Source organism: Mucilaginibacter sp. UYNi724 (assembly GCF_054057495.1).
In genome coordinates, this window is sequence record NZ_JBSRZI010000005.1 from 86,780 (window position 1) to 113,128 (window position 26,349).

At 42.6% G+C, this 26,349-nt stretch carries 22 protein-coding genes; 7 read left to right on the forward strand and 15 right to left on the reverse strand.

Annotation, left to right across the window (positions count from 1 at the left end):
- Positions 1–97 precede the first annotated feature (97 nt).
- The 4 genes from ACVW0P_RS09380 to ACVW0P_RS09395 are packed head-to-tail and all read left to right on the forward strand — an operon-like array spanning position 98 to position 4,716.
- The gene (locus tag ACVW0P_RS09380) at positions 98–745 is read left to right on the forward strand and encodes a TetR/AcrR family transcriptional regulator (protein ID WP_457131846.1); all 648 of its coding nucleotides are present in this window, start codon (positions 98–100) and stop codon (positions 743–745) included.
- Positions 723–2,093 carry a TolC family protein gene (locus ACVW0P_RS09385; RefSeq protein WP_457131847.1) on the forward strand — a complete coding sequence of 457 codons (1,371 nt, stop codon included), beginning with the start codon at positions 723–725 and terminating at the stop codon, positions 2,091–2,093. Before ACVW0P_RS09380 ends, ACVW0P_RS09385 begins: the two co-directional genes overlap by 23 nt.
- 17 nt (positions 2,094–2,110) lie before the next feature.
- The gene (locus ACVW0P_RS09390; RefSeq protein ID WP_457131848.1) at positions 2,111–3,169 is read left to right on the forward strand and encodes an HlyD family secretion protein; all 1,059 of its coding nucleotides are present in this window, start codon (positions 2,111–2,113) and stop codon (positions 3,167–3,169) included.
- A gap of 5 nt (positions 3,170–3,174) precedes the next feature.
- Positions 3,175–4,716: a DHA2 family efflux MFS transporter permease subunit gene (locus ACVW0P_RS09395; RefSeq protein WP_457131849.1), complete on the forward strand. Its 1,542-nt coding sequence runs from the start codon at positions 3,175–3,177 to the stop codon at positions 4,714–4,716.
- A gap of 217 nt (positions 4,717–4,933) precedes the next feature.
- Here the strand turns inward: ACVW0P_RS09395 and ACVW0P_RS09400 are convergent, their stop codons facing one another.
- Positions 4,934–5,518 carry a carboxymuconolactone decarboxylase family protein gene (locus ACVW0P_RS09400; RefSeq protein ID WP_457131850.1) on the reverse strand — a complete coding sequence of 195 codons (585 nt, stop codon included), beginning with the start codon at positions 5,516–5,518 and terminating at the stop codon, positions 4,934–4,936.
- Positions 5,519–5,610: 92 nt separating this feature from the next.
- Positions 5,611–6,156, reverse strand: a complete 546-nt coding sequence (locus ACVW0P_RS09405; RefSeq protein ID WP_354426698.1) for a peroxiredoxin — start codon at positions 6,154–6,156, stop codon at positions 5,611–5,613.
- 249 nt (positions 6,157–6,405) lie between these two features.
- Here ACVW0P_RS09405 and ACVW0P_RS09410 point away from each other — a divergent pair, with 249 nt between their 5' ends.
- Entirely contained in the window at positions 6,406–7,272 is an 867-nt protein-coding gene (locus tag ACVW0P_RS09410; RefSeq protein WP_457131851.1) for a PfkB family carbohydrate kinase, read from the forward strand.
- Between the two features lie 29 nt (positions 7,273–7,301).
- On the opposite strand, the gene ACVW0P_RS09415 is transcribed toward ACVW0P_RS09410, so the two are convergent.
- The 12 genes from ACVW0P_RS09415 to ACVW0P_RS09470 all read right to left on the reverse strand — a co-directional run bounded on the left by ACVW0P_RS09415 (position 7,302) and on the right by ACVW0P_RS09470 (position 22,926).
- Positions 7,302–8,720, reverse strand: a complete 1,419-nt coding sequence (locus ACVW0P_RS09415) for a hypothetical protein (RefSeq protein ID WP_457131852.1) — start codon at positions 8,718–8,720, stop codon at positions 7,302–7,304.
- Positions 8,721–8,746: 26 nt separating this feature from the next.
- Complete coding sequence (locus ACVW0P_RS09420) at positions 8,747–10,816, reverse strand: prolyl oligopeptidase family serine peptidase (RefSeq protein WP_457131853.1); 2,070 nt, start codon at positions 10,814–10,816, stop codon at positions 8,747–8,749.
- A 476-nt stretch (positions 10,817–11,292) separates the two neighbouring features.
- A complete protein-coding gene (locus ACVW0P_RS09425; RefSeq protein WP_457131854.1) occupies positions 11,293–12,573 on the reverse strand; it encodes an MFS transporter in 1,281 nt (426 codons plus the stop codon).
- A 6-nt stretch (positions 12,574–12,579) separates the two neighbouring features.
- On the reverse strand, positions 12,580–12,813 hold the full coding sequence (locus tag ACVW0P_RS09430; RefSeq protein ID WP_354426692.1) for a hypothetical protein: 234 nt from the start codon (positions 12,811–12,813) through the stop codon (positions 12,580–12,582).
- Positions 12,814–12,817: 4 nt separating this feature from the next.
- Positions 12,818–13,408, reverse strand: coding sequence for a TetR/AcrR family transcriptional regulator (locus ACVW0P_RS09435; protein WP_457131855.1), 591 nt, complete (start codon positions 13,406–13,408; stop codon positions 12,818–12,820).
- A gap of 679 nt (positions 13,409–14,087) precedes the next feature.
- Complete coding sequence (locus tag ACVW0P_RS09440) at positions 14,088–15,806, reverse strand: hypothetical protein (protein ID WP_457131856.1); 1,719 nt, start codon at positions 15,804–15,806, stop codon at positions 14,088–14,090.
- A 195-nt stretch (positions 15,807–16,001) separates the two neighbouring features.
- On the reverse strand, positions 16,002–17,309 hold the full coding sequence (locus ACVW0P_RS09445; RefSeq protein WP_457131857.1) for an MFS transporter: 1,308 nt from the start codon (positions 17,307–17,309) through the stop codon (positions 16,002–16,004).
- 66 nt (positions 17,310–17,375) lie between these two features.
- Positions 17,376–18,764, reverse strand: coding sequence for a M20/M25/M40 family metallo-hydrolase (locus ACVW0P_RS09450; RefSeq protein WP_457131858.1), 1,389 nt, complete (start codon positions 18,762–18,764; stop codon positions 17,376–17,378).
- Positions 18,765–18,816: 52 nt separating this feature from the next.
- Positions 18,817–20,925 (reverse strand): ATP-dependent DNA helicase RecG, encoded by a 2,109-nt coding sequence (gene recG, locus ACVW0P_RS09455; protein ID WP_457131859.1) that lies wholly within the window; start codon positions 20,923–20,925, stop codon positions 18,817–18,819.
- A 12-nt stretch (positions 20,926–20,937) separates the two neighbouring features.
- A complete protein-coding gene (locus ACVW0P_RS09460) occupies positions 20,938–21,318 on the reverse strand; it encodes a RidA family protein (protein WP_457131860.1) in 381 nt (126 codons plus the stop codon).
- A 21-nt stretch (positions 21,319–21,339) separates the two neighbouring features.
- Complete coding sequence (locus tag ACVW0P_RS09465; protein WP_354426685.1) at positions 21,340–21,483, reverse strand: DUF6728 family protein; 144 nt, start codon at positions 21,481–21,483, stop codon at positions 21,340–21,342.
- 75 nt (positions 21,484–21,558) lie between these two features.
- Positions 21,559–22,926 (reverse strand): OmpA family protein, encoded by a 1,368-nt coding sequence (locus ACVW0P_RS09470; RefSeq protein ID WP_457131861.1) that lies wholly within the window; start codon positions 22,924–22,926, stop codon positions 21,559–21,561.
- A 148-nt stretch (positions 22,927–23,074) separates the two neighbouring features.
- On the opposite strand from ACVW0P_RS09470, the gene ACVW0P_RS09475 reads away from it, so the two are divergent.
- Positions 23,075–24,364, forward strand: a complete 1,290-nt coding sequence (locus tag ACVW0P_RS09475) for an aminopeptidase P family protein (protein WP_457131862.1) — start codon at positions 23,075–23,077, stop codon at positions 24,362–24,364.
- 95 nt (positions 24,365–24,459) lie between these two features.
- Here ACVW0P_RS09475 and meaB read toward each other — a convergent pair whose 3' ends face one another.
- Complete coding sequence (gene meaB / locus ACVW0P_RS09480; RefSeq protein WP_457131863.1) at positions 24,460–25,353, reverse strand: methylmalonyl Co-A mutase-associated GTPase MeaB; 894 nt, start codon at positions 25,351–25,353, stop codon at positions 24,460–24,462.
- 101 nt (positions 25,354–25,454) lie between these two features.
- On the opposite strand from meaB, the gene ACVW0P_RS09485 reads away from it, so the two are divergent.
- Positions 25,455–26,342: a glycosyltransferase family 2 protein gene (locus ACVW0P_RS09485; protein ID WP_457131864.1), complete on the forward strand. Its 888-nt coding sequence runs from the start codon at positions 25,455–25,457 to the stop codon at positions 26,340–26,342.
- The last annotated feature ends 7 nt before the right edge of the window (positions 26,343–26,349 follow it).

The window sequence follows — 26,349 nt, forward strand, 5'->3', positions numbered from 1 at the left end:
CTATTATTTAATCGATTGATTGAATTTACATTTAAATGATAAAACCCTCTTTTATTAATCAATCGATTAATTAATTTTGCATTGGACAAAAAAGAAAATGGAAAAGGAAAAATCAGATAAAAAAGATCACATACTCGATGTTGCCGAGCGTGTTTTCGCCGAACAGGGGTACGATGGTGCATCTACCCGTATGATATCGGGCGAGGCCGGGGTTAATATGGCTATGCTTAATTATTACTTCGGTTCAAAAGAAGGGGTTTTCCTGGCAATATTCGATCGCAGGATCACCAGTTTCCAAACCATACTGCTTAGCATAGGTAATGATGAAAGCATTAACCCCTGGGAGAAGTTGGATAAATACCTGGATAGTTATATAGATAAGGTAGTAACCAATAACTGTTTCCACATTATGCTGAACCGGGAGATCTCTAAATCCAAAAAATCGGAACTTACCGATCAGATCACCGATATTATGATGAAGAACGTAACTGTTTTTCAGGCTATAATCACCGAGGGGATAAAAAAAGGTGACTTTAATAAAGATGCCGACCTGCAACTTTTGGTTGCAACCATTTTCGGTACCAAAAACTATATCGTAAACACACCGCACATTTCAACAAGGGTGCTTGGGTATGATGTAATGGACGTGGATAACCAAAATAACCTTCTTAAACCCCGGTTTAAGAAATATATGAAAACGCTGTTAAAAGCTTACTTGCAAAATGAAAATGATAACAATAAATAATACACCCTTGAAACCATCACCACTAAACAAAGCCCTAAAGGCCGCGGGTAGTTTAACCCTGCTGCTTTTGGCATTGCTAATTACCAACCCCGCCGCCGCGCAGGACAAAACCCTTACGCTGGAGGAAGCCCTTAAACTCGGGATCGATAACAGTAAAGTGCTTAAACTTTCGCAATCTCGGATAGACCAGGCGGTATCACAATACCAACAGGCTAAAGACCGCTCGTTGCCTACAGGTAGAGCCAGTTTTGGTTATAACCGGGCGCAGATCCCCGCCAACAAATTAAACTTTGGCGAACAAAGCCTGCGCTTGCCAACAAGCGCCAACGCTTATTTGGGTACGTTATCGTTAAACCAGGTGATATTTGCAGGTAACAAATTAAAGTACGCTCGCGAGTCAACCAATTTACTAAGCGAAGTTGCCCGCCTGGATGCTGTTAATGATAAAGACCAGATAGCGTACAACATTATAGACTCGTACTACAACCTGTACAAGGTGCTGCAAAGCAAAAAAGTGGTTGACCAGAATTTGGCTACCATTGATGCGCAGATAAAACAATCGCAACGCTTTTTTGACCAGGGTTTGGTTACCAAAAATGATGTGCTACGTTTCCAGTTACAACGCTCAAACATCGAGTTGAACGGCATCGACCTGGAAAACAACCGCCGCATCATTAACTATAACATGAATATCCTTTTAGGATTGCCGGAAACCACCCAGTTAGGTATAGCGCAGATTGTTGAAACCGACAGGAACGCGTTGCCGCTAACCAGCTACCTGGATTCGGCCTTGACCAACCGCCCCGAGTTTAAACAGTTAGACCTTCGCACGCAAGTTGCCGATATCAATATCAAAAACATCAAAGCAAACACAACGCCAACGCTTTCGGCATCGGGCAGTGCTTACTATGTAGGTGTATCTGCAAACCCACTGCCTAAAAGCGGTAACTACATCACCCCAATATCTATCGGTTTAACATTAGGCTGGGATTTTGGCAGCCTTTGGACAAACAAGAACAAGGTTAACGAAGCTAAACTACAGCGTGAAGAAGTGATCATAAACCGTGGCATCACCATGGATAACGTAAAGAACGAGGTTAACCAAAGCTACCAGAATTATAAAGCGGCTTTAGATAAAATAACCTTGCTGCAAACATCCATTAACCAGGCTAACGAGAACAACAGGATCCTAGAATCGAAATACAAAAGCAACATATCATCGGCCACAGATCGTGCCGACGCGCAAACCCTGCTTTACCAGGCCGAGATCAACTTAGAGTTGGCTAAAGCCGATGCGGGATTAGCATACTATACATTATTAAAATCAACAGGAAAACTTAACAAATAATTACAATATACAAAGCGATGGCAAAGGAAACACAAGAAACAGAACAACCTAAAAAGAAAAGTAAGGTACTTCCTATCATATTAGGGGTGGTTCTTTTAGGGGGTATCATATTCGGCGTAAAAGAATATATATACTTCAGCAAACACGTTGATACTGATGATGCGCAGATAGATGGCGACATAAGCCCGGTTGTGGCACGTGTTGGCGGCTATGTTGACAGCATCATGTTCGAAGAAAATACGCACGTTAACAAAAACCAGCTACTGGTTAAAATTGACGAACGCGATTACAAAGTAAAATTAGAGCAGGCACAAGCTGCACAGGTTGGTGCAAGCGCTAACATTAATGTTGGCGAATCGCAGATCTCTACCACTGCCGCAAACTCATCAAGCGCTAAAGCTGATGTAGCATCTGCAAAGGCACGTTTAGATAAAGTGCGTAAAGATTACGACCGTTACGCCAACCTAGTGCAGGATGGATCGGTAACGCGCCAGCAATTTGACCAGGCCAAAGCCGATCTGGAAGTTGCCCAGGCAAACTACAATGCATCGCGCGATAAATACAAAGCCGCGTTAGAGCAGATAGCTACCAGCCGCAGTTTGTTAAAGGTTACCAATACAGGTGTATCTCAAAAGCAGGTAGATATCGATTACGCGAAACTACAGTTGAGCTATACCGATGTAAAATCCCCGGCAAGTGGTATGGTAGCTAAAAAGAATGTACAGGTAGGCCAGTTGGTACAGGCAGGGCAAACTTTATTTTCGGTAGTGAACGATAACAGTATTTACATTACCGCAAACTTTAAAGAAACCCAATTAAACGATATTAAGAACGGTTTAAAAGTTGACCTTAAGGTTGATGCTTACCCAAGTTTAAAAATAGAAGGTACAGTTTACAATTTTTCGCCTGCTACAGGTGCAAAATTCTCTTTACTGCCACCAGATAATGCTACCGGTAACTTTGTTAAGGTTGTACAACGGATCCCTGTCAAGATCAAGATCACAGGCAGCAAAGAAGATATAGCGAAACTACGCCCGGGTATGAGCGTTGACGTTTCGGTAATTACAAAAGACTAAATAACATGGCTGAAACTGGCTTTAAAAAATGGATAATTACCATAACGGTAATTATGGCATCGTTGCTTGAGCTTATCGATACCACCATTGTAAACGTAGCTATACCGCACATACAGGGTAACCTGGGCGCAACTTTAGAGGATATTGCCTGGGTGGTTACCGGTTATGCCGTGGCAAACGTAATTATCCTCCCAATGTCGGGATGGCTTGGTGGCCGGTTTGGCCGCAAGCAGTATTTCCTTACGTCTATTATTGTATTTACGATAGCCTCATTCTTGTGTGGTAATGCAACCACGCTTGATGAACTGGTGATCTTCCGGATCCTGCAGGGCATCGCGGGTGGTGGTTTAATATCTACCGGCCAAACTATTCTGATAGAGACCTGGCCCCGCGAGCAGATTGGTACTGCTACAGCACTATTTGGTTTAGGCGCGGTGGTAGGCCCAACTGTAGGCCCAACCATTGGTGGCTGGATAACCGAGAACTACTCGTGGCCGTGGATCTTTTATGTGAACTTACCGGTAGGCGCACTTGCGGCGTTCCTGGCTTATACGTTTATTAATGAAACGCCAAAGGCCGAGAAGAAGCCCATCGATTGGTGGGGTATTGGCTTGCTTGCGGTTGCCGTAGGTAGTTTACAAACCATCCTTGAAAAAGGGGAATCGGAAGATTGGTTTGCTACTACTTATATTACTGTGCTTACTGTTTGTGCTGTTTTGGGTACCCTGCTGTTTATATGGCGGGAAATGAGTACCGAGCACCCCATCGTTAACTTTAGCATTATGCGGCACCGCAGTTTTGCCGTAGGTATGTTCACCTCTTTTATCCTCGGTTTTGGGTTGTATGGGTCTATATTCGTGTTCCCGGTATTCTGTCAGAGTTTGTTAGGCTTTAATGCCCAGCAAACAGGCCAATTATTGTTCCCCGGCGGCTTGTGTACTATTTTTATGATGCCATTTATAGGTAAGATGCTTAACAAAGGCATCCCCGCACAATTTATGGCGACGCTTGGTATGTTCCTGTTTTTTGTGTTTACCTGGATGCTAAGCAACTCTACCCTGGCAACCGGCGAAAATGATGTGTTGATACCTCTATTGATCCGTGGTGTAGGTATGGCCTTATTATTTGTGCCTTTAACTACGCTTGCCATGGCCAACCTTAAAGGACCCGAGCTTGGGCAGGGATCTGGCCTAAACAATATGATGCGCCAGTTGGGCGGGTCGTTTGGTATCGCTGCTTTAACAACCATCATACACATTCGTCAGGGAGTGCACCGGAATGCATTAATAGAACACGTTAACCCGTATAACCCTGCATTTACCGAAAGGATGCACATACTTACCCAAGGGTTTATATCCCGCGGTAAATCTGTACTTGATGCTACCCACATGGCTTATGCAGCTATTGAAGGTACGGTGATAAGGCAAACCATGTTGTTAAGTTATGACGATGCTTATTGGATCTCTGGTCTGGTGATGCTCTTCTCGATACCGTTACTATACCTGCAGCCCTTTAAAAAGCTAAAGGCAGTGACAGATTCTCACTAAAAAAACAAAGCCATTCTGTTCTTACGAACGGAATGGCTTTTCCAAAAAATCAACAATTAAATTTGTATTCCTCCCTGGTACCGGTAATATTATAAGCTATAAAATTATGATGATGACAGGGGTTCGTAATAATCTAAGGCTTAAAATTAAGGGTTTTAAATTAACAAACCCAAACATTGCCGGATATTATTTATACAAACCGAAAATTTCTGCTTTTTTAGAAAATAATTTTCCCGGTAGCTGTTACCAATGATGCTATTCTCACGGCATCAAAAATGCGCTCTTCGGTAGTGCCAAGTTTTATTAACGAATCTTCGTGCGCGTTCACACACATTTCGCAGCCGTTAACGGCCGATATGGCAAGGCTCATCAATTCAAAAAACTCTTTCCCGGTTACAGGTTTCATCATCAGCTGCATGCGGATGCGCGCCGGGATCTGGGTGTATTTTTCCTTCTGGGTAAAATGCCTGAAACGGTAAAATATATTGTTTGATGCCAATAACGATGCACAACCTGCCGCTTCTGCCACATCGGCATCGGTAGCTTCGGCTTGTTTGGCAATATTGGTGTAATACGCGATCAGCGGCGCATTCTGATTATTAACTGCCGTGCTTAAACCCAACAAAGCGCATTCTTTAGCGCTTAAATGCTCGGATGTAAGTGTGCTGGTAAAGTTTAATTTCAAATCACGTAAGTAGCGCGATTCGCCTGCCTCTAACAGGCTGATGGCGGGGGTGCGGTATGTTTTGTCAAGGCCGGTTGTTTCCAACAGTTCCTGAACTATTTCGGTGCTTTCGCTCATGGGTAGATATACAGATGTGTAAATGTGCAGATTTCAAATGTGCAGATGATAAGAATTTGCACATCCGCACATCTGAAATTTGCACATTAAAATTATGCAGTTAAAGTTTCCTGGCCTTTTTCCCAGTTACAAGGGCAAAGTTCGTCGGTTTGTAAACCATCAAGTACACGTAAAACTTCTTTAACGTTACGGCCTACGTTAAGGTCGTTAACACATACCCAACGGATAACACCTGTAGGGTCTATAATGAAAGTAGCACGGTAAGCGATTTTTTCGTTTGGCTCTAAAATGCCAAGGTCTTCTGCTAATGATTTTGAAGTATCAGCCAACATCGGGAACTTAAGGTCGCGAAGGTCATCGTGGTGGGTTCTCCAGGCAGCGTGTACAAATTCGCTATCGGTTGATGCACCAATTAAACGGGTTTCGCGGTCGCGGAATTCACCAAAGTTTTTGTTGAACTCGGCAATCTCTGTAGGGCATACAAAAGTGAAATCTTTTGGCCACCAGAACATTACGGTCCAAACGTTATCATCATTAACAAGATAGTCTGAAGTTAATGTTTCAAACTCTTTGCCTTTTTCAAGACTTGTTACGGCTGTTTTAGAAAATTGCGGGAATTTTTGTCCTATCGTTAACATAATGGTTGTTTTGTTATAATTTATGCAACAAATATACGGTTTAAACACCTCCGGTTTGCATCTTAAAAATCTATGGTATATAGTTTTTCTCTATCGGTTATCTGGTTGGTATTGAGCGATGCTATTAACGCCGGTGTAAATACTCCATGATATTACGGGGTGAGTTTGTTAAATTAACTAAGTGCCAAATAATTAACTGGCAGAATATTACATTTGTAACCCCGTTAACCGTAAATTGAATTTTAACGCATGTACGATATTTGTTGCATAGGGCATATCACCTTAGATAAAATTGTTACCCCCAAGGCTGTGAAGCACATGGCGGGTGGCACGGCTTTTTATTTTTCGAACGCTATCCGAAATATGGATGTGAAATACGGCCTGGTTACGGCAGTAGCCGATACCGAACTGCCCAGCGTTACCGCCCTGCGCGATAAAGGCATCGAGGTAAAAGTATTGCCCAGCGCACATACCGTTTATTTTGAAAACATTTACGGCGAGAACCAGGATAACCGTACCCAGCGCGTTCTGCAAAAAGCGGATGCCTTTGTAGCCGAAGACCTGAAAGATGTGGAAGCCATCATTTTTCACCTTGGCCCGCTGCTGGCAGATGATATGTCGACCGATCTGATCAAAGCTTTGTTTAGCCGGGGCAATGTATCAGTAGATGCGCAAGGTTACCTGCGCGAGGTAATTGACAAAGGCGTACACGCCATAGACTGGGCAGATAAACAGGAAGCTCTCAAATACATTGATGTATTGAAAGTAAATGAACACGAACTGGAAGTGCTTACCGGCATAGCCGACATTAAAGAAGGGGCGAAGGTACTGGCCGAGTGGGGCGTAAAGGAGGTGGTTGTAACCCTTGGCAGCATGGGCTCGATAATTTATCACGATAGTATCTTTTACACCATCCCTGCCTACAAACCTACCGAAGTAGTGGATGCCACCGGTTGCGGCGACACGTATATGGCGGGCTACCTGTACAAACGCGTTAAAGGGGCCGACATCCAAAAAGCCGGCGAATTTGCCGCCGCCATGGCAGGCCTCAAAATAGAAACCTCCGGCCCTTTTGAGGGAAGTGAAGCGGATGTTGTGGCGATGATGGCGAGGTAGGGTTAGCATTAATACCGTAAACAAATACTTTACAATTTTGCTGTTGGTGTAACGGGGAAATTCACGATTTTCCCAAGTTGCTTAAAAATAGTTTCGCGACAAGCTATTGTAAACGTACTATCATCATTCTCAATTATATATTTACAAATAGCGAATAAATCTGAAGTTTTTATTAAACCAATTTTTTCTCTTTCGGCACCTTGTTGACATTTTTTGGTAAAATCCAAGGTTCGTTCGTTAGGAGCAGTTAATCGTTGCGGGTTACCGATTAGCAATCCAAAAGCTTTTTCTGGTATAGTTTCTTTTTCAAAATCTGCGTTAAGACCATCCAATAATTGTCGGAACTTACTAATATCAATGTCCTTATTGTCTTTACCTTCACATTCTCCAATAAATCTATATCCTTCTGGAGAAATAATTATTTGATCCAGTTCAAGTTCCCCATCGTCATAATTCTCCGCAGTGTAGCCCAAAATAATAAGCGCTTTGGTTACTGCTTTTTCTAACGTTTTACCGGTTTCAAATAGTAAATCTTTAAGAGACTCTTGCTCAATCAGTACTAATTGAAGTCTTTCATTCTCAATAGATATGTCTTTGATTTTTTTCAGGTTTAGATCAATAGTAGTAATGGTTTTCGTAGCCTCGACCAATTCATATTGAGGAGTATTTAACCAGTTCGGTTTTGGTGTTTTTAATTCAGTCTTATTTATGGTATTTTCAATTTCAATCAAATTACTTACAAAAGATAAGCCTACTTTGCTCGCCATCGAATTCCATGAGCTTCTTCCAGTTTTTTCATTATGCTTTAAAAGTTTATTTACATGAAAATTAATATTTGGTAAATAAATTGTATCACCTTTTTGACTGCTGATTTTAGCACCTAAAACGCGATCTTTGTTTTTTGTGAAAAATAATGGGTTATCAGGGCTCTTAGCAAAATATGCTTCGAAAGACATATATTCTTTAAACAAAGAATAAAATTCGTTTACAAGAAACGAATTTGGAAGGATATATTCCCCAGATACGAATTTGAATTTAATGTCATCAAAAGGCAGAAATTTATAGTTGGAAAATGGCTCTATATGAAAAGTAATTTTTTGATTTCTCCCGCTTCCACTTACATCTCTTGTTCCGGAATAGATGAAAAAATCCTCCTTTTTTGGCAAAATAATAAACAAAGTGCCTCCGGTATTAACAAAGTGAGATAATTCATTTTTCCAATGTCTCGCGTGCTCTTTAATCTGTGGTGAAAAGTCTTTGCTATAAAGTTTTTTTCCTTCATAAGATTCATTAGTTGCCATATAGCTTTCATACAGATTATAAAATGGATTTTTTATTACCGGTGCAAAAACTGCAATATCAATATCTGACAATGAAGCGTATGTATTAAGTTTTATATTATTTTCAACGGATGGAATTTCTATACCTATTGTCGCAATGTTTTTCATTTTCTTGTTTATAAATTTTTAGACCCTTACATCCCCAATTGGTTCATCACATATTCAAATACAAACGTCCAGTTTTCTATGGCTTGCTGAGTGCTTTGGCCGCTGCCGTGGCCGCTGTCAAAATCCATGTGGAGGATGATGGGGCTGGTTTGGCCGGGGTTGTTCTGCAGGGCGGCAACAAACTTTTTGGCGTTCATTGGGTCAACACGGGTATCGTTGGCACCGGCGGTTACCAGCATTGGCGGCACGTTCACGCCCACGCGGATGTTTTGGTAAGGCGAATAGCGCAGCAACCATCTAAACTGTTCCGGGTCTTCGGCTGCGCCGTATTCGGGAATCCAGTAGCGGGCTATCAGGAATTTGTGGTAACGCAGCATGTCCAGTAGCGGTACTTCGCATACAATGGCTTTAAACAGGTCGGGGCGTTGGGTTGCAGCGGCACCCATCAGCAGGCCGCCGTTGCTGCCGCCAAGGGCTACTATCTTGTTTTCCTTCGTGTATTTCTCTTTGATCAGCCATTCCGCGCAAGCGTAAAAATCATCAAAGCTGTTTTGCTTTTTGGCAAGCATCCCGTCCAGGTGCCACTGCTCGCCAAACTCGTCGCCACCACGGATGCCCGGCTGCACCACAATGCCACCCGCTTGGATGAACGGCGCGTAAAAGCCGTAATACCCCGGTTTAATGCCCGACTGGAAACCACCGTAAGCAGTTAACAGCACCGGGTTGTTGTCATCCATTTTAAGATCCTTTCGGTGTACCACAAAGGCCGGCACACGGCTGCCATCCTTAGATTTATAAAATTTTATTTCGCCGACTATCTGGCTCATATCAACCGGCAAGATCCGTTGGTAAAACAGCGTCCACTTATAATCTTTAGGCGAGCAAACGTAGGTTTTTGGGGTGGATGTAAACGTTACCAGCGATATGTACAGCTTGTCTTCCTCGCGGTCGTAACTCATGCTGCCTACGCTGCCTTTCTCGGGCAGGGGCACGGCGCGCAGTTTTTTACCGGCAAGGTTGTAGATGGTTAACCGGCTTTCAATGTCTTTTTTATCCTGTATAATAATGCTGTTTTTAGTCACCGCGTAACTCTCCATCACCGTGCTGCTCTCTGGGATCAGCGTTTTCCAATTCTTATAGTCCGGGTTCAGTTTATCAGCTATCATCAGCTTACTGTTGGGCGCGTTATCATTGGTTTTTATATATAGGTGGTTGCCGATAGCCTCGGGATACGCCTGGAATTTTTTACTGTTGTAGATCAGCTTGCCATCCTTTAAACTCCCCGTAGGGCGCATGCGTAAACTGTTCGAGTAAAAGTCGCCCTCGCCGCTAAAAGTTACATCGCTGTAGCGGTTATCATAAATAAAGTAGCTGTTTTGGGCATCTTTGGTAGTGCCTACAAAAGTTGCCTTCTCTATTGGGTCGCCAACTTTTAGATAGTAAGTTTTAAGGGGGCGTTGCTTGTCTACATCTTCCTGGCTGCGCAGGGTAACGTAGGCATGCTGCTGGTCCTGCGCCCAATCGAACCCGCTGGTATTAGTAACAGGTTCATGAATCTGCTTACCCGTGCGGGTATCAATAAAGTAAACGGTGTTCACCTCGGCACCACTTTTTTGTGCGCTGATAGCCGCGCGTTCGCCATCATAGGTATAGCTTGTACCACTGGTCGAGATCTTGCCATCGGCATCCAGCGTAACCGGGTCCCATATCAAAATCTTTTTACCGTCGATAATGGTGTAGATCTTATATTGTTTATCGCCCTTTTTCTTCACTGTTTGAAAAACGCGTTTGCCAACCGTGTTTAGCGGGCCTTCATAATCCATGTTCAGGTAGGCGGCAATTTTCTCTTTCAGGTCGGGGTGTACCTTTTGGGTTTTGGCGAGGTACTCTACACCATAATCATGCTGCTTTTTGGTCCACTCTATAACATCTTCATTTTTTTTATCTTCCAGCCAGCGGTAATTATCGGTTAGCTGTACCCCGTGCAGGGTATCAACAACAGGCTTGGCTTTAGTTTTTGGCGGGTCGAATTTTACTTGGGCGTTTGCGGCCATAGCGGCGGTAGTAATTAGGGTGAGCAGTAGGGTGCGTTTCATTGTGATATGAATAAGGTGCAGGCTAATATAAGTAATGTGGGCTGCATTTTATATCCCGCTAAAATCATAAAATTTAGGAAATGCAGTTCCGGTAGCGTTTGGGTTAGGGCGGCCCTTCTATTCGCTTATACGCCTGCAGGCATTCCGCACGGGCCGGTATCCGCTACTATAAGGTTTAGGGTTGATGCTAAAAAACTAAATGGAAATAATCATAGTGATTATCTATTCAAAAAAGGTGCTTTTAAAGCGACAGAAGGTGCAGTCTCAGGGTGTCCCACGGTGTACCGTTTTTTGCCGAATAGTACAGACAGGCCAAAAAGCACAATTAGGTACAATACAGAATATTCTGTACTGTACCTAAAGAAATACTTGATGTAGAGTGGAATTTACTGTTTTTGTTATCGTTTGATTTTCAGCCTATTACAAACTGTCCCACTCGTTATGTCACAAACAGTGGGACAGTAAATATAAATCGGTTAAAAACCTTCGCTAATGGCTGCTTCTTCGGGTATTATAACCGTCTTATCGGCCATTCTTTTTTTGGTGAGTTTATCAACCCGGCTCATTAGAAAGATGCTTAAAATGGAGATGCCGACAATTACATAACCCACCACATTGTAATGCTGTAATGGCGCGCCTTTGCTTGGCTGGGTAACTATAATGCCCGCAACCGCGGCGGCAACACCACCCGCTATTTGCTGCAGCGATGCGTTGATGCTCATGAAAGCGCCACGGTCGCTCATTTCCGGTATGGCGCTGGTTAATGCCGAGGAGGGGATCATGCGGCTCATGATCCCTATCATCATTAAAATGTTGAGTACCATTACCAATATTAGCGGCGTAACGCCAAGGTTGGTATACACCACACACATGATCATCATCCAAACAGATGCTACGGCGAAGATCTTGAACTTATCTATCTTATCACTTAGCTTACCAATTACCGGCATTATCAGTAACGAGCTTAAGCCCGATACCATTAGCAGCATGGTAAGTTGCTTGTAGTTGACACCAAGGTTATTCACCGCGAAGGCGCTGCCAAAAGGCATCATCATAAAGCCACCTATAGATAGCAGGGCGGTAGAGGTAAAGCCTACCCGGTAATCTGCTTTTGAAACTGTGTGCCACAAATGCGCCAACGCCGATCTGTCGCGCTGGATAGCTAAATGGGTTGTTAGCGGTTTAAGGAAAAACCCAATAGCTGCCGCAATGAATATACTCAAGCCGGCCACCATCCAAAACGGCGCTTCCCAACGGTAAAGTGTGGCGATGTAAATGCCGATGGGTACACCCAATACCTGGCTTGCGCCAAAGCCCATTTGAATAAAACCCATTACCCGGCCGCGTTGCTGCAAGGCAAAAATATCAGTAATAATAGCCATGGATATGGAGCCGATAACGCCACCAAATAAACCGGTGATGATCCGCGCGGCAACGAGGGCAGTGTAGGACTGCGCCATCCCGCAAAAGATTGTGCCCACAATAAAACCGACGTAAAAGAACAGCAGTAACTTCTTTCGGTCGAACTTATCGGCGAAGCCGGCAGTTAACAAGCCCGAGATCCCTGCGCTAAAGGCATAAGCAGATACTGCCACGCCAAATGCCGATGGTTTTAAGTTAAGCGATTTCATCAGCATATCGCCCAATGGCGACATCACCATAAAATCAAGTATCACCGTAAACTGGGTGATAGCCAGTATAAATATCACAAATTTTTGATAGCCCGTAAAAGGTACTGCCGGTTGGTTGTTTTCCATTTTTGGTTAGGTTAATTCACAGCAATAATAGCCGTGGTTATTCATTAATTCAATTATTTGTGGATGGCTTATCGTGTACGATACTATCCGCAAAACGCAATCCTCATCGTCCAGGTCTACGTTCCAGCATTGTATATCGGGGTTGGCATCAAGTACGGTATGCAGCAGCAGTTTATCGGCATCGCAGTTAACGTTGGTTTTAAAAAGCAGTATGTGGTCAAAATTTTCTATTGTGTTCATCAGCTTATTTTTTAAGGGCTTTTACAACCAATTCAAAGGCCTGCCAAAGCATTTGGTCGGTAAGTTTAAAGGGCTTGCCGCCCATACTTTTGCCTTCGTTATCAAAACGGATAAGATTGTATAAGGGGGAAAATGCAATAGACCAGTAAACCTCAAATGGCATAACCTCAATTTCGCCACGGTCTATTATGTTATGCATAAACTTGCTCATGGTTACTTTAAACTCGGTTAAAAAGCCTGCAAGAAATTCCTCCTGGTAACTGGATGTACGCATTTGTTCAAAAAAGGAGTTTATCTGCGGTTTATCTTTTATATATGCGTAACGGTTTAGCCATTGCCTGCGCAGACCGTCTTCAAAAGGCATATCGGGGTTAAAATCTTTAATCATAGCCTCTGCCATTACCGTTCCTTCTTCCATGGCGATCTTCAGGATCAGGTCGTCGCGATCTTTGTAATAGATGTATAGCGTAGCTACAGAAATATTGCAAGCCTTAGCTAACTTATTCATGCTAAAGCCTTCCAATCCATCTTTTACGATCAACTCAATAGCGGTTTGCTTAACCAATTGTACTTTATCTGAATTTCTTACACGCATCTAAATAAATCAAGATGCAAATATAAATGAATATTCATTCATTTATTAATTTATTTCAATTTAATTGTTTATTGGTGCCGAACAGGGCATTGCGAGTCAAAAAGCACAGTTTATATTTAAACTGCCGGAAGCCGGAAGATTTTGGGAGAATTGTCAAAAAAAATGCCGTATAAATTATCAATGCTACTAATTTAGAGCAGAGTAACTTAACGGCACAGGGTTCGATAGCTTCAGGGCAAGAGTTTAGACTCCCCCTCTAAATCGCATTAATCAGAGGTTTTTCTATTTGTGTCTTCCCAAACGGAGCCGTACACATATGATTTTTTATCGCAAATATTGCATGAATATCTTTTTATAGGCAACCAAAAAAGTGTTGCCTTCATCAAGGCCGGCCTTCGCGCGCGGTTGGTGAGTTTGCCTTTATCGCAATGCGGGCAGGCTTTTTTTTGTTTTGTTTCCATTGTAGGGGTAATCAAGGCTAACAATTAATAAGGTTAAAGTGCCAATTTAGCAACAATCATTCAGTTATTGCGTAAAAAGTAATTTGTTAACAAACGTTTAATACAGCGTCTTAATTAAGTTGGATTGATTATCAAATATGGTGTATAATGTACACATTTAAAGAATTTTCAGGGTGGACAAAATCAAGACAAAATTTTATATATAGCTTTTAGAGTTGTTAAAGCGTGTTTATAATGTGGTCTAATTCGTCATCCTCTGAAATTTTCATTTTTTTTCGGAGCCTTTGTTTAGCCTTTTTTACGCCATCAATAGTAATGCCCAGCATACCTGCCATTTCGCGGTTGTTAAGTTTCAATTTAATTAGCGCAAGTAAACGTACATCTGTGCCCGATAAATTGTGGTAGGCCTGGCGGAGGTTATAAAAGAAAGTATTATGCACCCGAGTAAACAGCTTCTTAAACTCAACCCAGTTATCCTCGGTCATGATATGTGCTTGCATCATTTTATCAAGACTTTCCGCTACTTCAGATCCACTGTATTTAAGTTGCATGTTTTCCAGTTCGGCCTTTATCTCATTAATCAGGTTGTTTTTTTGAGTCAGATTTTCGGTGTACCCGTTTAGTGCCATTGTTGCATTTTTCAATTCCTCATCAACCCTGCGCTTTTCTGATGCCAGCAAGTCCTTATCTTTATTAGCCTTTAGCCTTTGGCGGTTATATACCAATGCTATTATTATTATAAGCAATATTAATACTACTATAACGGTGTATAATTTGAAGGTATCTATTCGCGTGCTTTTTTTTAAGTTGTCAAATTCTTCACGGCTTCTTTCAGTAATCCATTGCATGCGCACGCGCTCTATAGCCGTTATGTTATCACGTTTTGATACTATTTCGCGTAGTTTTTCCGACTCATCACGGTACCTTATCGCATCCTTAATTTGATTATTCTTTTCGCTTATGGTAGCCTTCAGTTTATAATAATCTACCCTTTGCCCAAGCACGTCTTCTGTGCATAAGGCAAGGGTTTTGTAAACATTGTTCAATTGTGCTGTTGCCAGCTTAAGGTTATCTTGCTCTACATTTATTTTAACCAAACGTAATAAAGCAATGGCCGAATTCTGTTTTTGATCGTACTTAATTGATGTTAGATAATCGAACGTTATAAGCGGGATAGCTTTTTCGTAATAGTGCTGCAGAAAATAAACAGAGCCTATATTGCCTGTTGTAATACCCATCCAAATAGTATCGTTACTTATCTTTGCCATATTTAAAGCATTGGTAAAGTAAACTAACGCGTCTTTATACTGCCCGTCGTTGCGGTAAGTGAGGCCGATGGTATTTACAATATTAATGCGCGTGCGGGATATTTTTGTTTGATACTTTAAAGCTTGGCGGAGGCTTTGGCGGGCGTTCTCAAAATCGCCAAGGTAGTAGTAGAAGTTGGATGCCTCCGAAAAAAGGTTACCCATACCCGGCACGTTATCAAAGCCAACCTCACGAAAATTCTGTTCAGACAGGAGGTAATAACGGCAAGCTTCCGCATTTTTCTTATACAGGAAGTAATAATTTGCTTTACGATGCTGGTAGATGCCGACTTCCAACTGCATCTTTTCTTTTTGAGCGAAAGCGATTGCCTGGTCAAAATACTTATTGCTTATTTGGTTATATCCGCGATTTACGGAGTAGTAATCGGCACGCAGGTCATAGGTAGCGCAAATAAGAGACCGGTCGTTCAGATCTTCTGCAATAACAGCAAAGTCGTCCAGGCTATGCATGGCATCTGCCCCGGTCATTTTACGGCAATCCTTATATAAAATCCGGGCTAAGTCTATGCGGTTGGCTACGGCAGTATCTTTAAGAGAATTGAAAATATTTGGGTGATATACGTGCTTTTCTTGCTGTCTGGCAGCATTAGAAAATAGGGGTACGGCCAATATTAACCATACTATAAGTATGCCAATTAGCCTTAATGGCAGAAGGTTTAAATACTTTGAAATCAAACCGTTAAGTAATAGTTATAAGTAGGGGATCAATTACGTGCTAAATTACTAAAGGTCGATATATTATTCAATAAGCCAGTGCATAATAACGCTTTAATTAAGGGGGCATTCACCTTTTAGACGTGTACGTTATTTAACAGGCCCGGGTTCGTGTATTTGGTTTAATGACAGCGGAATCAATTTTCTGGTTTTAAGGAAGGTGATAGTCACAATCACAAGCGTCATGCTGCCGCCAAACAAAACCGCCGGGATGGTTCCGAATAACTTAGCAGCCATGCCTGATTCGAAATCTCCTATCTCGTTAGATGAACCAATAAACATAGAGTTTACTGCCGATACCCGGCCGCGCATATGATCTGGCGTTAAAAGTTGCATAATAGTGCCACGGATGATAACACTCACGCTGTCGAACGCACCCTGTAAAAACAAAAACACCAGCGACACGTAAAATACAGTTGAAAGGCCGAAGCCTATTATGCATACACCAAAACCTGCAACTGCTATTAATAAATTGCGCCATGGTTTATTCATAGGCGAAAAACGGATCATGGCCAGCATGGTTAATGCCGCGCCTAATGATGACGCCATACGCATGATACCCAAACCTTCGGCTCCAACCTTTAATATATCAAGGGCAAAAACCGGCAGCAAGGCTACAACGCCGCCAAAAAACACCGAGAACAAGTCGAGGCTCATGGCATAAAACATCATTTTGTTGGTAAAGACAAAGTTGAGGCCTTCTTTAAGACTCACCCAAATATTTTCTTTTGGTATAAAAACCGGGGGGTACTCGCGCAGCACATATACCAATATAAGCGATACAAGCATAAATATTAACGTTAAGCCAAAGGTTGCAGTAATGCCGCTTAAGCCCGGGATGACGTGATGTGCAAAGCCATAAATAAACCCTCCGGTAAGCGGCCCAAGTATAGATGCCACTTGCCAGCTGGAGCTGCTCCAGGTACTGCCGTTAGGGTAAAGCTCTTTAGGTATGCTTTGGGCATATATGGTAAAGGTTGCCGGGCCATAAAAGGCACGGGCAAGGCCGTTACAAAATATCATGGCGTACAGTATCATCAGTATGCCATTGGTGTGTAATTGCGATGCCACGTTGGTAAGCGTTGTAATAAACATCACAAGAGATGAGATAAATACGCCAACAAAAATAATGAGCAGCATTTTGCGTTTTTCATACTTGTCGGCAATATAGCCGCCATAAAGGGCTATGCCCACCGCAGGTATCGCTTCACTTAAACCAATAAAAGCCAACGCAATTTTGCTGTGCGTTAACTGGTAAATATAGAAGCCAAGCACAACCGTTTGCATTTGGTACGCAAAAGTAAAACAAAACCGCATGCCCAGGTAAGATCTAAAATCTTTGTATTTAAGGGCGGCAAAAGAATCGGTTTTGGGTGTTATTGTTCCGTCGTCTGGCACTATGGTAGTATATTAGAAATGAGGCCGCAATTTACAATAGTAAGATGCGGCCTCAAAGTATTATCATTAAAAATTTAAACCGTGCTGGTCTATCAGATAAACCAATGCGGTTATGGCTGCGGCCCCCAGTTCAAGCTCACGTTTGTTCACGTTCTCAAACACATCGTTCGGTGTGTGGTGGATGTCGAAGTATCGCTGCGAATCTGGCCTGAAACCTATTAACATAATAGAAGGGATGGTTTCTTTTAATGGACCAATATCTGTACCGCTGCCACCCGCAATAAGTCTGTCGGCCTCATAGGGTTCAAACAGCGGTTTCCATTTTTTGTTAAGGTCTTTTAAGAATGATGCTGATGCACCTTCAAAGCTAAAACCACGAGGGGTAAAACCGCCCTCGTCGGTTTCTATAGCAGCAATGTGTTCTTCTTTGTTAGCGGCAGCAATTTCAGCATATTTCAAGCCGCCTTTGTGACCATTCTCTTCGTTCATGAAAAATACCGCACGGATAGAGTTTTTTGGTTTGTAACCAGTCGCCTTTAAAACCCTCAAGACCTCTACAGATTGCATTACGCCTGTACCATCATCATGCGCGCCTTCGGCCAGGTCCCACGAATCGAGGTGGCCGCCAACGGTGATGAATTTGTTTGGGTTCTCGCTGCCCTTTATCTCGCCGATAACGTTGTATGATTTAACATCGGGCAGGGTTTGACAGCTTTGTTTAAAGTAGAATTTAATAAGCGGAAATTTACGCAGCTTAAGCATATTGCTCAGCTTATTAGCTGCCAACGTAGATATTGCTGCTGCCGGGATCTTTTTGCCACCCTCGGCATAAACGGTGCCACCTGTATGCGGATAATCGTCAAGCGCAGTGGTTATCGAGCGCACTATTGCACCAACCGCCCCATATTTGGCTGCCGCCGCCGGGCCTGCAAAACGTTGTACACCTGCAGAGCCATAGCCCGCGCCTGTCTCAATAAAACGCTGATCGAACGGGCCGTTAAAGAAAACGATCTTGCCTTTTATAACGCTTTCGCCAAGGGCATCCAGTTCTTTTAAACTGCGCACCTCTACAATATTTGCGGTGATGCCTGAAGCAGGTGTACCAACCGACATGCCCAGTGCAGCTATTGGCACCGATATTTTGGTTTTGCCATCTATAATATAACCCTGTTCTTTTGCGCCGCGTACCCAATGTGGTACCATCACCTCTTGCAGGTAAACTTTATCAAATCCGTAACCATCCATCAGCTTCTTGCTCCACTCGACAGATTTTGCAGCACCTGCCGAGCCGCTTAAACGCTGGCCTATCTTTTTACACAGGTAGCGCAGGTTCTCGTAACACTGGCCGTTAACCAGGGCTTCGTCATAAAACTTGCGGATCTGTAAGGAGTCTTGTGCTTGCGACGATATCGCTGTTGCTAATAAAACAATGGAAAGAAGAAAGGATTTTTTCATGATAAGATGCGTTTAAGCAAATGTAATATTTGCCACGCATTTTAATAGCTGCCTATGATATTTTATCCCAGTTTAAACCCGCATTTTGAGTCTGGAAGGCAAGGTTTAGGATCTGGTTTTCGGGAGCGGCCAGTTGCGGGTCTTTCTCGAAAATTTCGATAACGCAGTCGCGGGCTTGCTGCAGTATTTCCTGATCGGTGGTAAGGTCGGCAACCTTAAGGTCTAACACACCGCTTTGCTGGGTGCCCCCGATGTTACCTGGGCCGCGCAGTTGCATATCTATCTCAGCTATTTCGAAGCCGTTATTGGTCTTAACCATGGTATTTAAACGGATGCGGCCATCGTTGCTTAGCTTCTCGTTACTCATCAAGATACAAAACGACTGTTCGGCGCCGCGGCCAACACGGCCACGTAACTGGTGCAATTGCGAGAGGCCAAAACGCTCGGCATTTTCAATGATCATTACGGATGCATTGGGTACATTTACGCCAACCTCTATCACTGTAGTTGCTACCATTATTTGCGTTTCGCCTTTTACAAAGCGTTCCATTTCAAAATTCTTTTCGGCGGGTTTAAGTTTGCCGTGTACTATGCTGATGCGGTAATCAGGTAATGGAAATTCGCGTGTCATGATCTCGATGCCGCTCTCGAGGTTCTTCAGGTCGAGCCTTTCGCTTTCCTTTATCAGCGGATACACCACGTACACCTGGCGGCCTTTGGCAATCTCTTCTTTCATGAAACCGAACATTCGCAGGCGTTGCGCCTCGTAAAAATGTACGGTTTTGATGGGCTTGCGGCCGGCGGGCAGTTCGTCAATTACAGATATATCCAGATCGCCGTACATGGTCATAGCCAGGGTACGGGGGATTGGGGTAGCCGTCATCACCAGGATATGCGGGGGAACGATGTTCTTGCGCCAAAGCTTAGCGCGTTGTTCAACACCAAAGCGGTGCTGCTCGTCAATAACCACCATGCCCAGATTTTTGTATTGCACTTTATCCTCTATAAGCGCATGCGTACCTATCAGGATGTTAAGTGAGCCGTCTTCCAGTTTTTCGTGGATACCCGTTCGGGCTTTGGTAGGCACCGATCCGGTGAGCAGGGCGACTTCAATAAAGCCATCGCCAACTAAATCCTTTATGGTTTGGTAATGCTGATTGGCCAAAATTTCGGTAGGTGCCATAATACAGGTTTGGAAACCGTTATCAATGGCTATCAACATACTCATTAGCGCCACCACCGTTTTGCCGCTGCCCACATCACCCTGGAGCAAACGATTCATTTGCACACCGCGCTGGGTATCGGTACGGATCTCTTTTAGCACCCGCTTCTGCGGATTGGTTAGCTCGAAAGGTAATTTATCGTGGTAAAAGTCATTGAAGTAGTGGCCAACTTTATTGAAAATGTTCCCTTTAAACTTTTGCGTGCGCATCAGTTTATTCTTTAGCAGTTTTAGTTGCAGAAAGAATAATTCTTCAAACTTCAATCTGTATTGTGCCTCCTTTAACTGGTTGGCATCATTAGGGAAATGGATGTTGCGGTAACTCTCCTGCCTGCCTGCCAGTTTAAAACGGTTAAGGATATAAGCAGGTAAATTCTCGTGGATGTCTTTTGCAGTTTGCTCAAGCAGGGCCGCAATTAGTTTTTGAAGGCCTTTGCTATCCAAGCTAAACTGCTTCAACTTTTCGGTAGAGTTGTAAGCAGGCTGAAGGGTTAAGTTACCCTTTTGTATCGGTGCGCCGGGCAAATAGGGGTCCATCTCCGGGTGAGCCATTTGGGCTTTATGATTAAAAAAGCCGGGCTTACCAAATATCACATACACCTTGCCTGGCACCAGCATCTTCTCGGCCCATTTAATCCCCTGAAACCATACCAGTTCTATTGTGCCGGTATCGTCATTGGCCTGCACTACTAAACGTTTGGTGCGCTTTTCGCCAATAAGTTCTTTTTTGTTTACTCGTGCAAGTACCTGCACATAGGGCATATCGGGTTGGATATCCTTTATTTTATAAAACCGCGTACGGTCAATATATTTATAAGGGATGTGCCGTAACAGGTCTTCAAAATTGTTTATCTGCAATTCCTTTTTAAGCACATCCGCACGGGCTATGCCTACACCTTTTAAATACTCAATGGGTGTTTGAAAATGCTGACGGTTCAATTTTTATATAGATCAGGGCTTTAAAGCAATTACAGAGATCTCTACATTGACACCTTTTGGCAACGCAGATACTTGTACCGTTTCTCGAGCCGGGAAATCAGTTGTAAAGTATGAGGCATACACCTCGTTAACCTGCCCAAAGGTTTGCATATCAGTTAAGAAGATGGTAGTTTTTATGATGCTGTCAAATCCGATACCAGCCGCTGTCAATATCGCTTTAAGGTTTTCCATTACCATGGTAGCTTCATCGCTAATACCGGTTGTTACTATCTCGCCTGTTTTGGGGTTGGCTGGGATCTGGCCGGATACGAACAGTAACCCGTTTGCGGCAACAGCCTGGCTATATGGGCCAATTGGCGCCGGGGCATTATTGGTGTTGATGATTGTTTTCATGATGGTGTTATGTTGTAGGTATTACTTTTTCAGAATAAACCACTGGATAAGTTTCCAGGTGATGCCGGCCACAAACATACAAATGGCAATAGCATTTATAATATGCATAACCTTTAGGTTAAAGCTGGTTGGCCTGTTTGGATCCTTTTTTCTAAAGAAGTACATAACACAAATTTAATAAAAAAAAGAAAGCCCTCCGAGTTATTCGGAGGGCTTCTTAAATAATATTTTATTTAGATATTATCTTTGTTTGAAGGCAACACGACGGTTAGCAACACGTCCTTCTTCAGTTGAGTTATCAGCAATCGGGTTAGTTTCACCGTAACCTTTAACTTTTAATTTTGATGCAGCAACACCAGAGTTAACTAAGTAAGTTTTTACAGAGTTAGCACGGTCACGTGATAATGATATGTTGTGAGCAGCAGTACCTTCAGATGAAGCGTAACCATCGATCTCAACAGTTTTACCAGATGAACGTAAGTCAGCTGAAGTAGCATCTAATACTGGGTAAGAAGAAGTTCTTAATACCGAGCTATCAAATTCAAACTGGATGTTTGAGTAAGCAGTACCGGTAGTAGCAACCGAATCAACAGATTTAGGGAATACGATAACGCAACCAGAACCGTCAACAACGCTACCAGCAGGAGTGTTAGGGCATTTGTCAAATTGATCAGATACACCGTCACCATCAGAATCTTTCTTAAGATCAGTAACTGCGTTTTCAACGTTAGTTACACGGCCTTTAAGAGCTTCAACTTCCTGACGTAAAGCAGCATCGTACAATTCGTCGTACATCATAGCTACCGGGTTAACCCATTCTAAGCTCGGTTTTGATTTTGAACCTAAAGTGAATTCTAAACCACCGTAACCGTAAGAGTAACGATCTTTTGTGTTTACACCGTTAGTAACACCATCAAAGTTACCACCATCGATAAAGTTAATTGTGTAACCCAAGTTTAAAGCAACAACATCGCTTAAACGGAATTTAACACCAGCACCAACCGGGATAACCAATTCTTTAACGTATTTGTCTGTACCAACGTTACCACCAGTTGCACCGTTTTTATAATCAAACGGAGTACCAGTTACAGGGTAGTTACCGGTTGGGTTGTACATAGCTAAACCAGCACCTGCATTTAAGAAGAAGTTAACAGAGTTTTTACGACGGATAAAGTCGATAGTTGCAACGTTAACAACACCACTTAAAGTAGCTTGATAAAATTTAGTTGTGTAATTACCAACAGATTCGCCATTGTCGCCAGATACTTTACCACCGCGTACATCTAATTGTAAGCCGAAGTTGTGACCCAATTGATCCCTTACCGAGATACCGTAACCTAACTCAAGCGCTTTGTTTGAGAAGTTATTCATTCTTCCGCCGATCGCAAGAGCTGGAGAAGTAACACCGGCGTTCAAACCAATGCTCCAGGTTTTGTACTGACCTCTGCCGCCAAATACCTTAGCGGTAGACATGGTTGATGACATTGTTGTGTCTGCCATAGTTGTGGTCATAGTTTTAGTGCTGTCTGTTTGTGCACTTACCATACCAGCAACCAGCAGAGAAGCAAATGACAATGCTACTGATTTCTTTAATGTAGAGTAATTCATAGTTTTAAGATTAAACGATTTATTTGTGATTTTTTTCAAAATTAGTAATTATGTTTGAAACAAATACCAATTTTTATTCCAAAATTCACAATATCTACTACAAACTGTAGTAATGTTTGTTTTTTTTTAATTTAATATTTTATTGTTCATGAAATATCTACCTGTTAACGAACAGTTATTTACAAATAATAGAAAAAATTTCGTTTCGCGAATTAAATCCAATTCTATTGCCATTTTTCACTCCAATGACGAATATCCCAGAAATGGCGACCAAAACTTCATTTTTAAGCAAAATCCCGATTTTTATTACCTTACGGGGATAGACCAGGAGCAAAGTATATTGGTTTTATACCCTGATTGTCCTAATCAGCAATACAGAGAAGTACTTTTTTTAAGACAAACCAGCGAACATATTGCAGTTTGGGAAGGACACAAGTACACTAAGGAGGAAGCGCGCAAAACATCGGGAATCCAAAACATATATTGGCTGCAAGAATATGATACTGTGTTGCATAGTATCATAAACTACGCAGATAATATATATATCAATACTAATGAGAACGATAGGTATGCGCACACTGTACCTTACCGCGATCTTCGAATGTTGGAAACCCTGCGACAAAAGTACCCCTTGCACCACTACGAAAGATCGGCAGTTATACTGCGTGATCTGCGTGTTGTAAAGTCGGAAATTGAGGTCGCTCTCACCCAAAAAGCATGTGATATTACCAAAGACGCTTTTATCCGCGTACTAAAATTTGTACAACCCGGTGTGGCCGAGTATGAAATAGAGGCCGAGATAACCCACGAATTTTTAAAACAGCGCGCAACAGGCCATGCTTACAACCCAATTATAGCATCTGGTAAAAACGCTATTGTGCTACATTATATAGATAACAACCAGGTTTGTAATGATGGTGATGTGATATTATTTGACTGGGCTGCAGAGTATGCCAACTACAATGCGGATATGAGCCGTTCTATCCCGGTGAACGGCCGCTTTACTAAACGCCAGCGGCAGGTGTATGATGCTGTGCTTCGCGTTTTCCGTGCTGCAAGTAAAATGATCGTTGCCGGTACGGTTTGGAACGAGTACCACGAAGAGGTGGGCAAAATAATGACAGGCGAACTTATAGGCCTTGGCTTACTTTCAAAAAACGATGCGGATAAACAAGACACTAAAGCGCCTTTGTACAAAAAATACTTTATGCACGGCACATCGCATCACCTGGGTTTAGATGTACACGATTTTGCCAGTCGTTACAAACCATTCGAGGTTGGTAATATCCTAACCTGCGAGCCGGGTATCTACATCCCCGAGGAAGGTTTAGGCATCCGTTTAGAAAACAACATCCTGATCACCAAGGATGGTAACCGCGACCTGATGGCACATATCCCTATTGAAGCAGAAGAGATTGAAGAGTTGATGAACTCATAAAGAGTATTAAGACGGTAAGAATAAGAGTCAACTCAACAAGAAAGCCCTTTAATATATTAAAGGGCTTTCTTGTTGAGGTCTAAATGTCCTGATTGTTATTTTGAGTATTCTTCTGCGAACCGATATAGATTAAAATCGCCCTCTTTTGCGGCTTCGGCAATGTCTTGCTGTAGCTTTTGTTTATTAATCCCAACCATTTTATTTTGTTGGATAATATTGTAGACCTTTTGGGTAAGCAGCAGTTGGCGGCGGCTGTTTTTTGTTTTATGGTTTGATAGTATAAAATCAGTAATGGCATCTATCCCGTCGTTTTTGGATGCCACGGTTTTAAAAATGGGCAGCTTACCATCCTTGCTTTGTTGCAATATCTTTTTAAGGTTGTTGATGAAGAGATCGGCGCCATCCCTATCAGCTTTGTTGATGATAAAGGCATCAGCAATTTCCATCAGCCCCGATTTAATGTTCTGAATCTCGTCGCCGGCCTCAGGTACCAGCATCACAAAGGTTAGGTCTGCAAGGCCGGCAACCTCCACTTCTGATTGCCCTACGCCAACGGTTTCTACTATGATATGATCGAAGCCTGATGCGCGCAGCACATCCGTCATCTCGATGGTTTTGGCAGATAAGCCACCAAGTGAACCTCGCGTAGCCAGCGAGCGGATAAATACATCCGGATGGTTAAAATGCGATGCCATGCGGATGCGGTCGCCAAGCAGCGAACCAAAATTAAATGGCGATGTTGGGTCGATAGCTAAAACTGCCACCTTTTTACCTTGCTGCACCAGGTTATTAATAATGGCATTAACCAACGTGCTTTTTCCGGCGCCCGGCGGGCCGGTAATACCTATAATAGGTGTATGTATATTAAAGGTAAGGCTCTTTAAAAGCTGGGCGCTGCCGGCAAGGCTGTTCTCCACAATAGTCAACGCCCGCGCTACCGATCTAAAATCGGTGCAGGTGGGGGTTATATGTGGTGTGGATGCAGGCATGTGTCAAAGAAACAAAAATACACGATATTTAATCAAGCCATAATAATATAAATGGGCAAGCTTAGATAATTATATTTGTAGCGAACATATATCTATATTGAATGAAGGTTTCGGGGTTCACTTTTATACGTAATGCAGTAAAAAATGACTATCCGATTGTGGAGGCTATTACATCTATACTACCCATTTGCGATGAATTTATTGTGGCGCTTGGCGATAGTGACGACGATACTGAAAAGCTGATAAAAGATATAAAATCGCCCAAAATTAAAATCATTTATACTATATGGGATACCAGCGTGCGCGACGGGGGTAAGGTTTTTGCGGATGAAACCGATAAAGCATTCAATGCTATTTCTCATGATAGCGATTGGGCCTTTTACATACAAGGAGACGAAGTGGTGCATGAACAATACTTGCCTTTAATAAGACAAGAAATGCAGAATAACCTTACTGATGCTAAAGTCGAGGGACTACTATTAAAGTATCTTCACTTTTATGGTTCATATGATTATTACGGGCATTCGCGCAGGTGGTATAGACGAGAAATTAGGATTGTGCGTAATAATAAAGCTATCCGTTCCTACCGCGATGCACAAGGGTTTAGATTAGATGGAAAAAAAATACAAGTAAAGCTGATTGATGTCTATATTTATCATTATGGGTGGGTAAAACCACCAACAGGATTGGGAAATAAACTGCGTAATTTTAATCGGTTTTATCATGATGATGTCTGGATGGCGAAAAACCTGCCCGAAACGTTTACGTTTGATTATAGCCAAAAAAATCCCGATAGGTTAGTGCTTTTTAACGGCACCCACCCGGCAGTTATGCAAAAGCGACTGGCCGCTACTAACTGGAGTTTGGCTATTGATTTAAATGAGTTGGATAAGAAAATGAGTTTCCGCCGCAAGGTTCTGCAAAAGGTAGAAGACTTTACCGGCTGGCGAATTAGCGAATACAGGAATTATAAAATCGTTAAAAGATAAGCATACT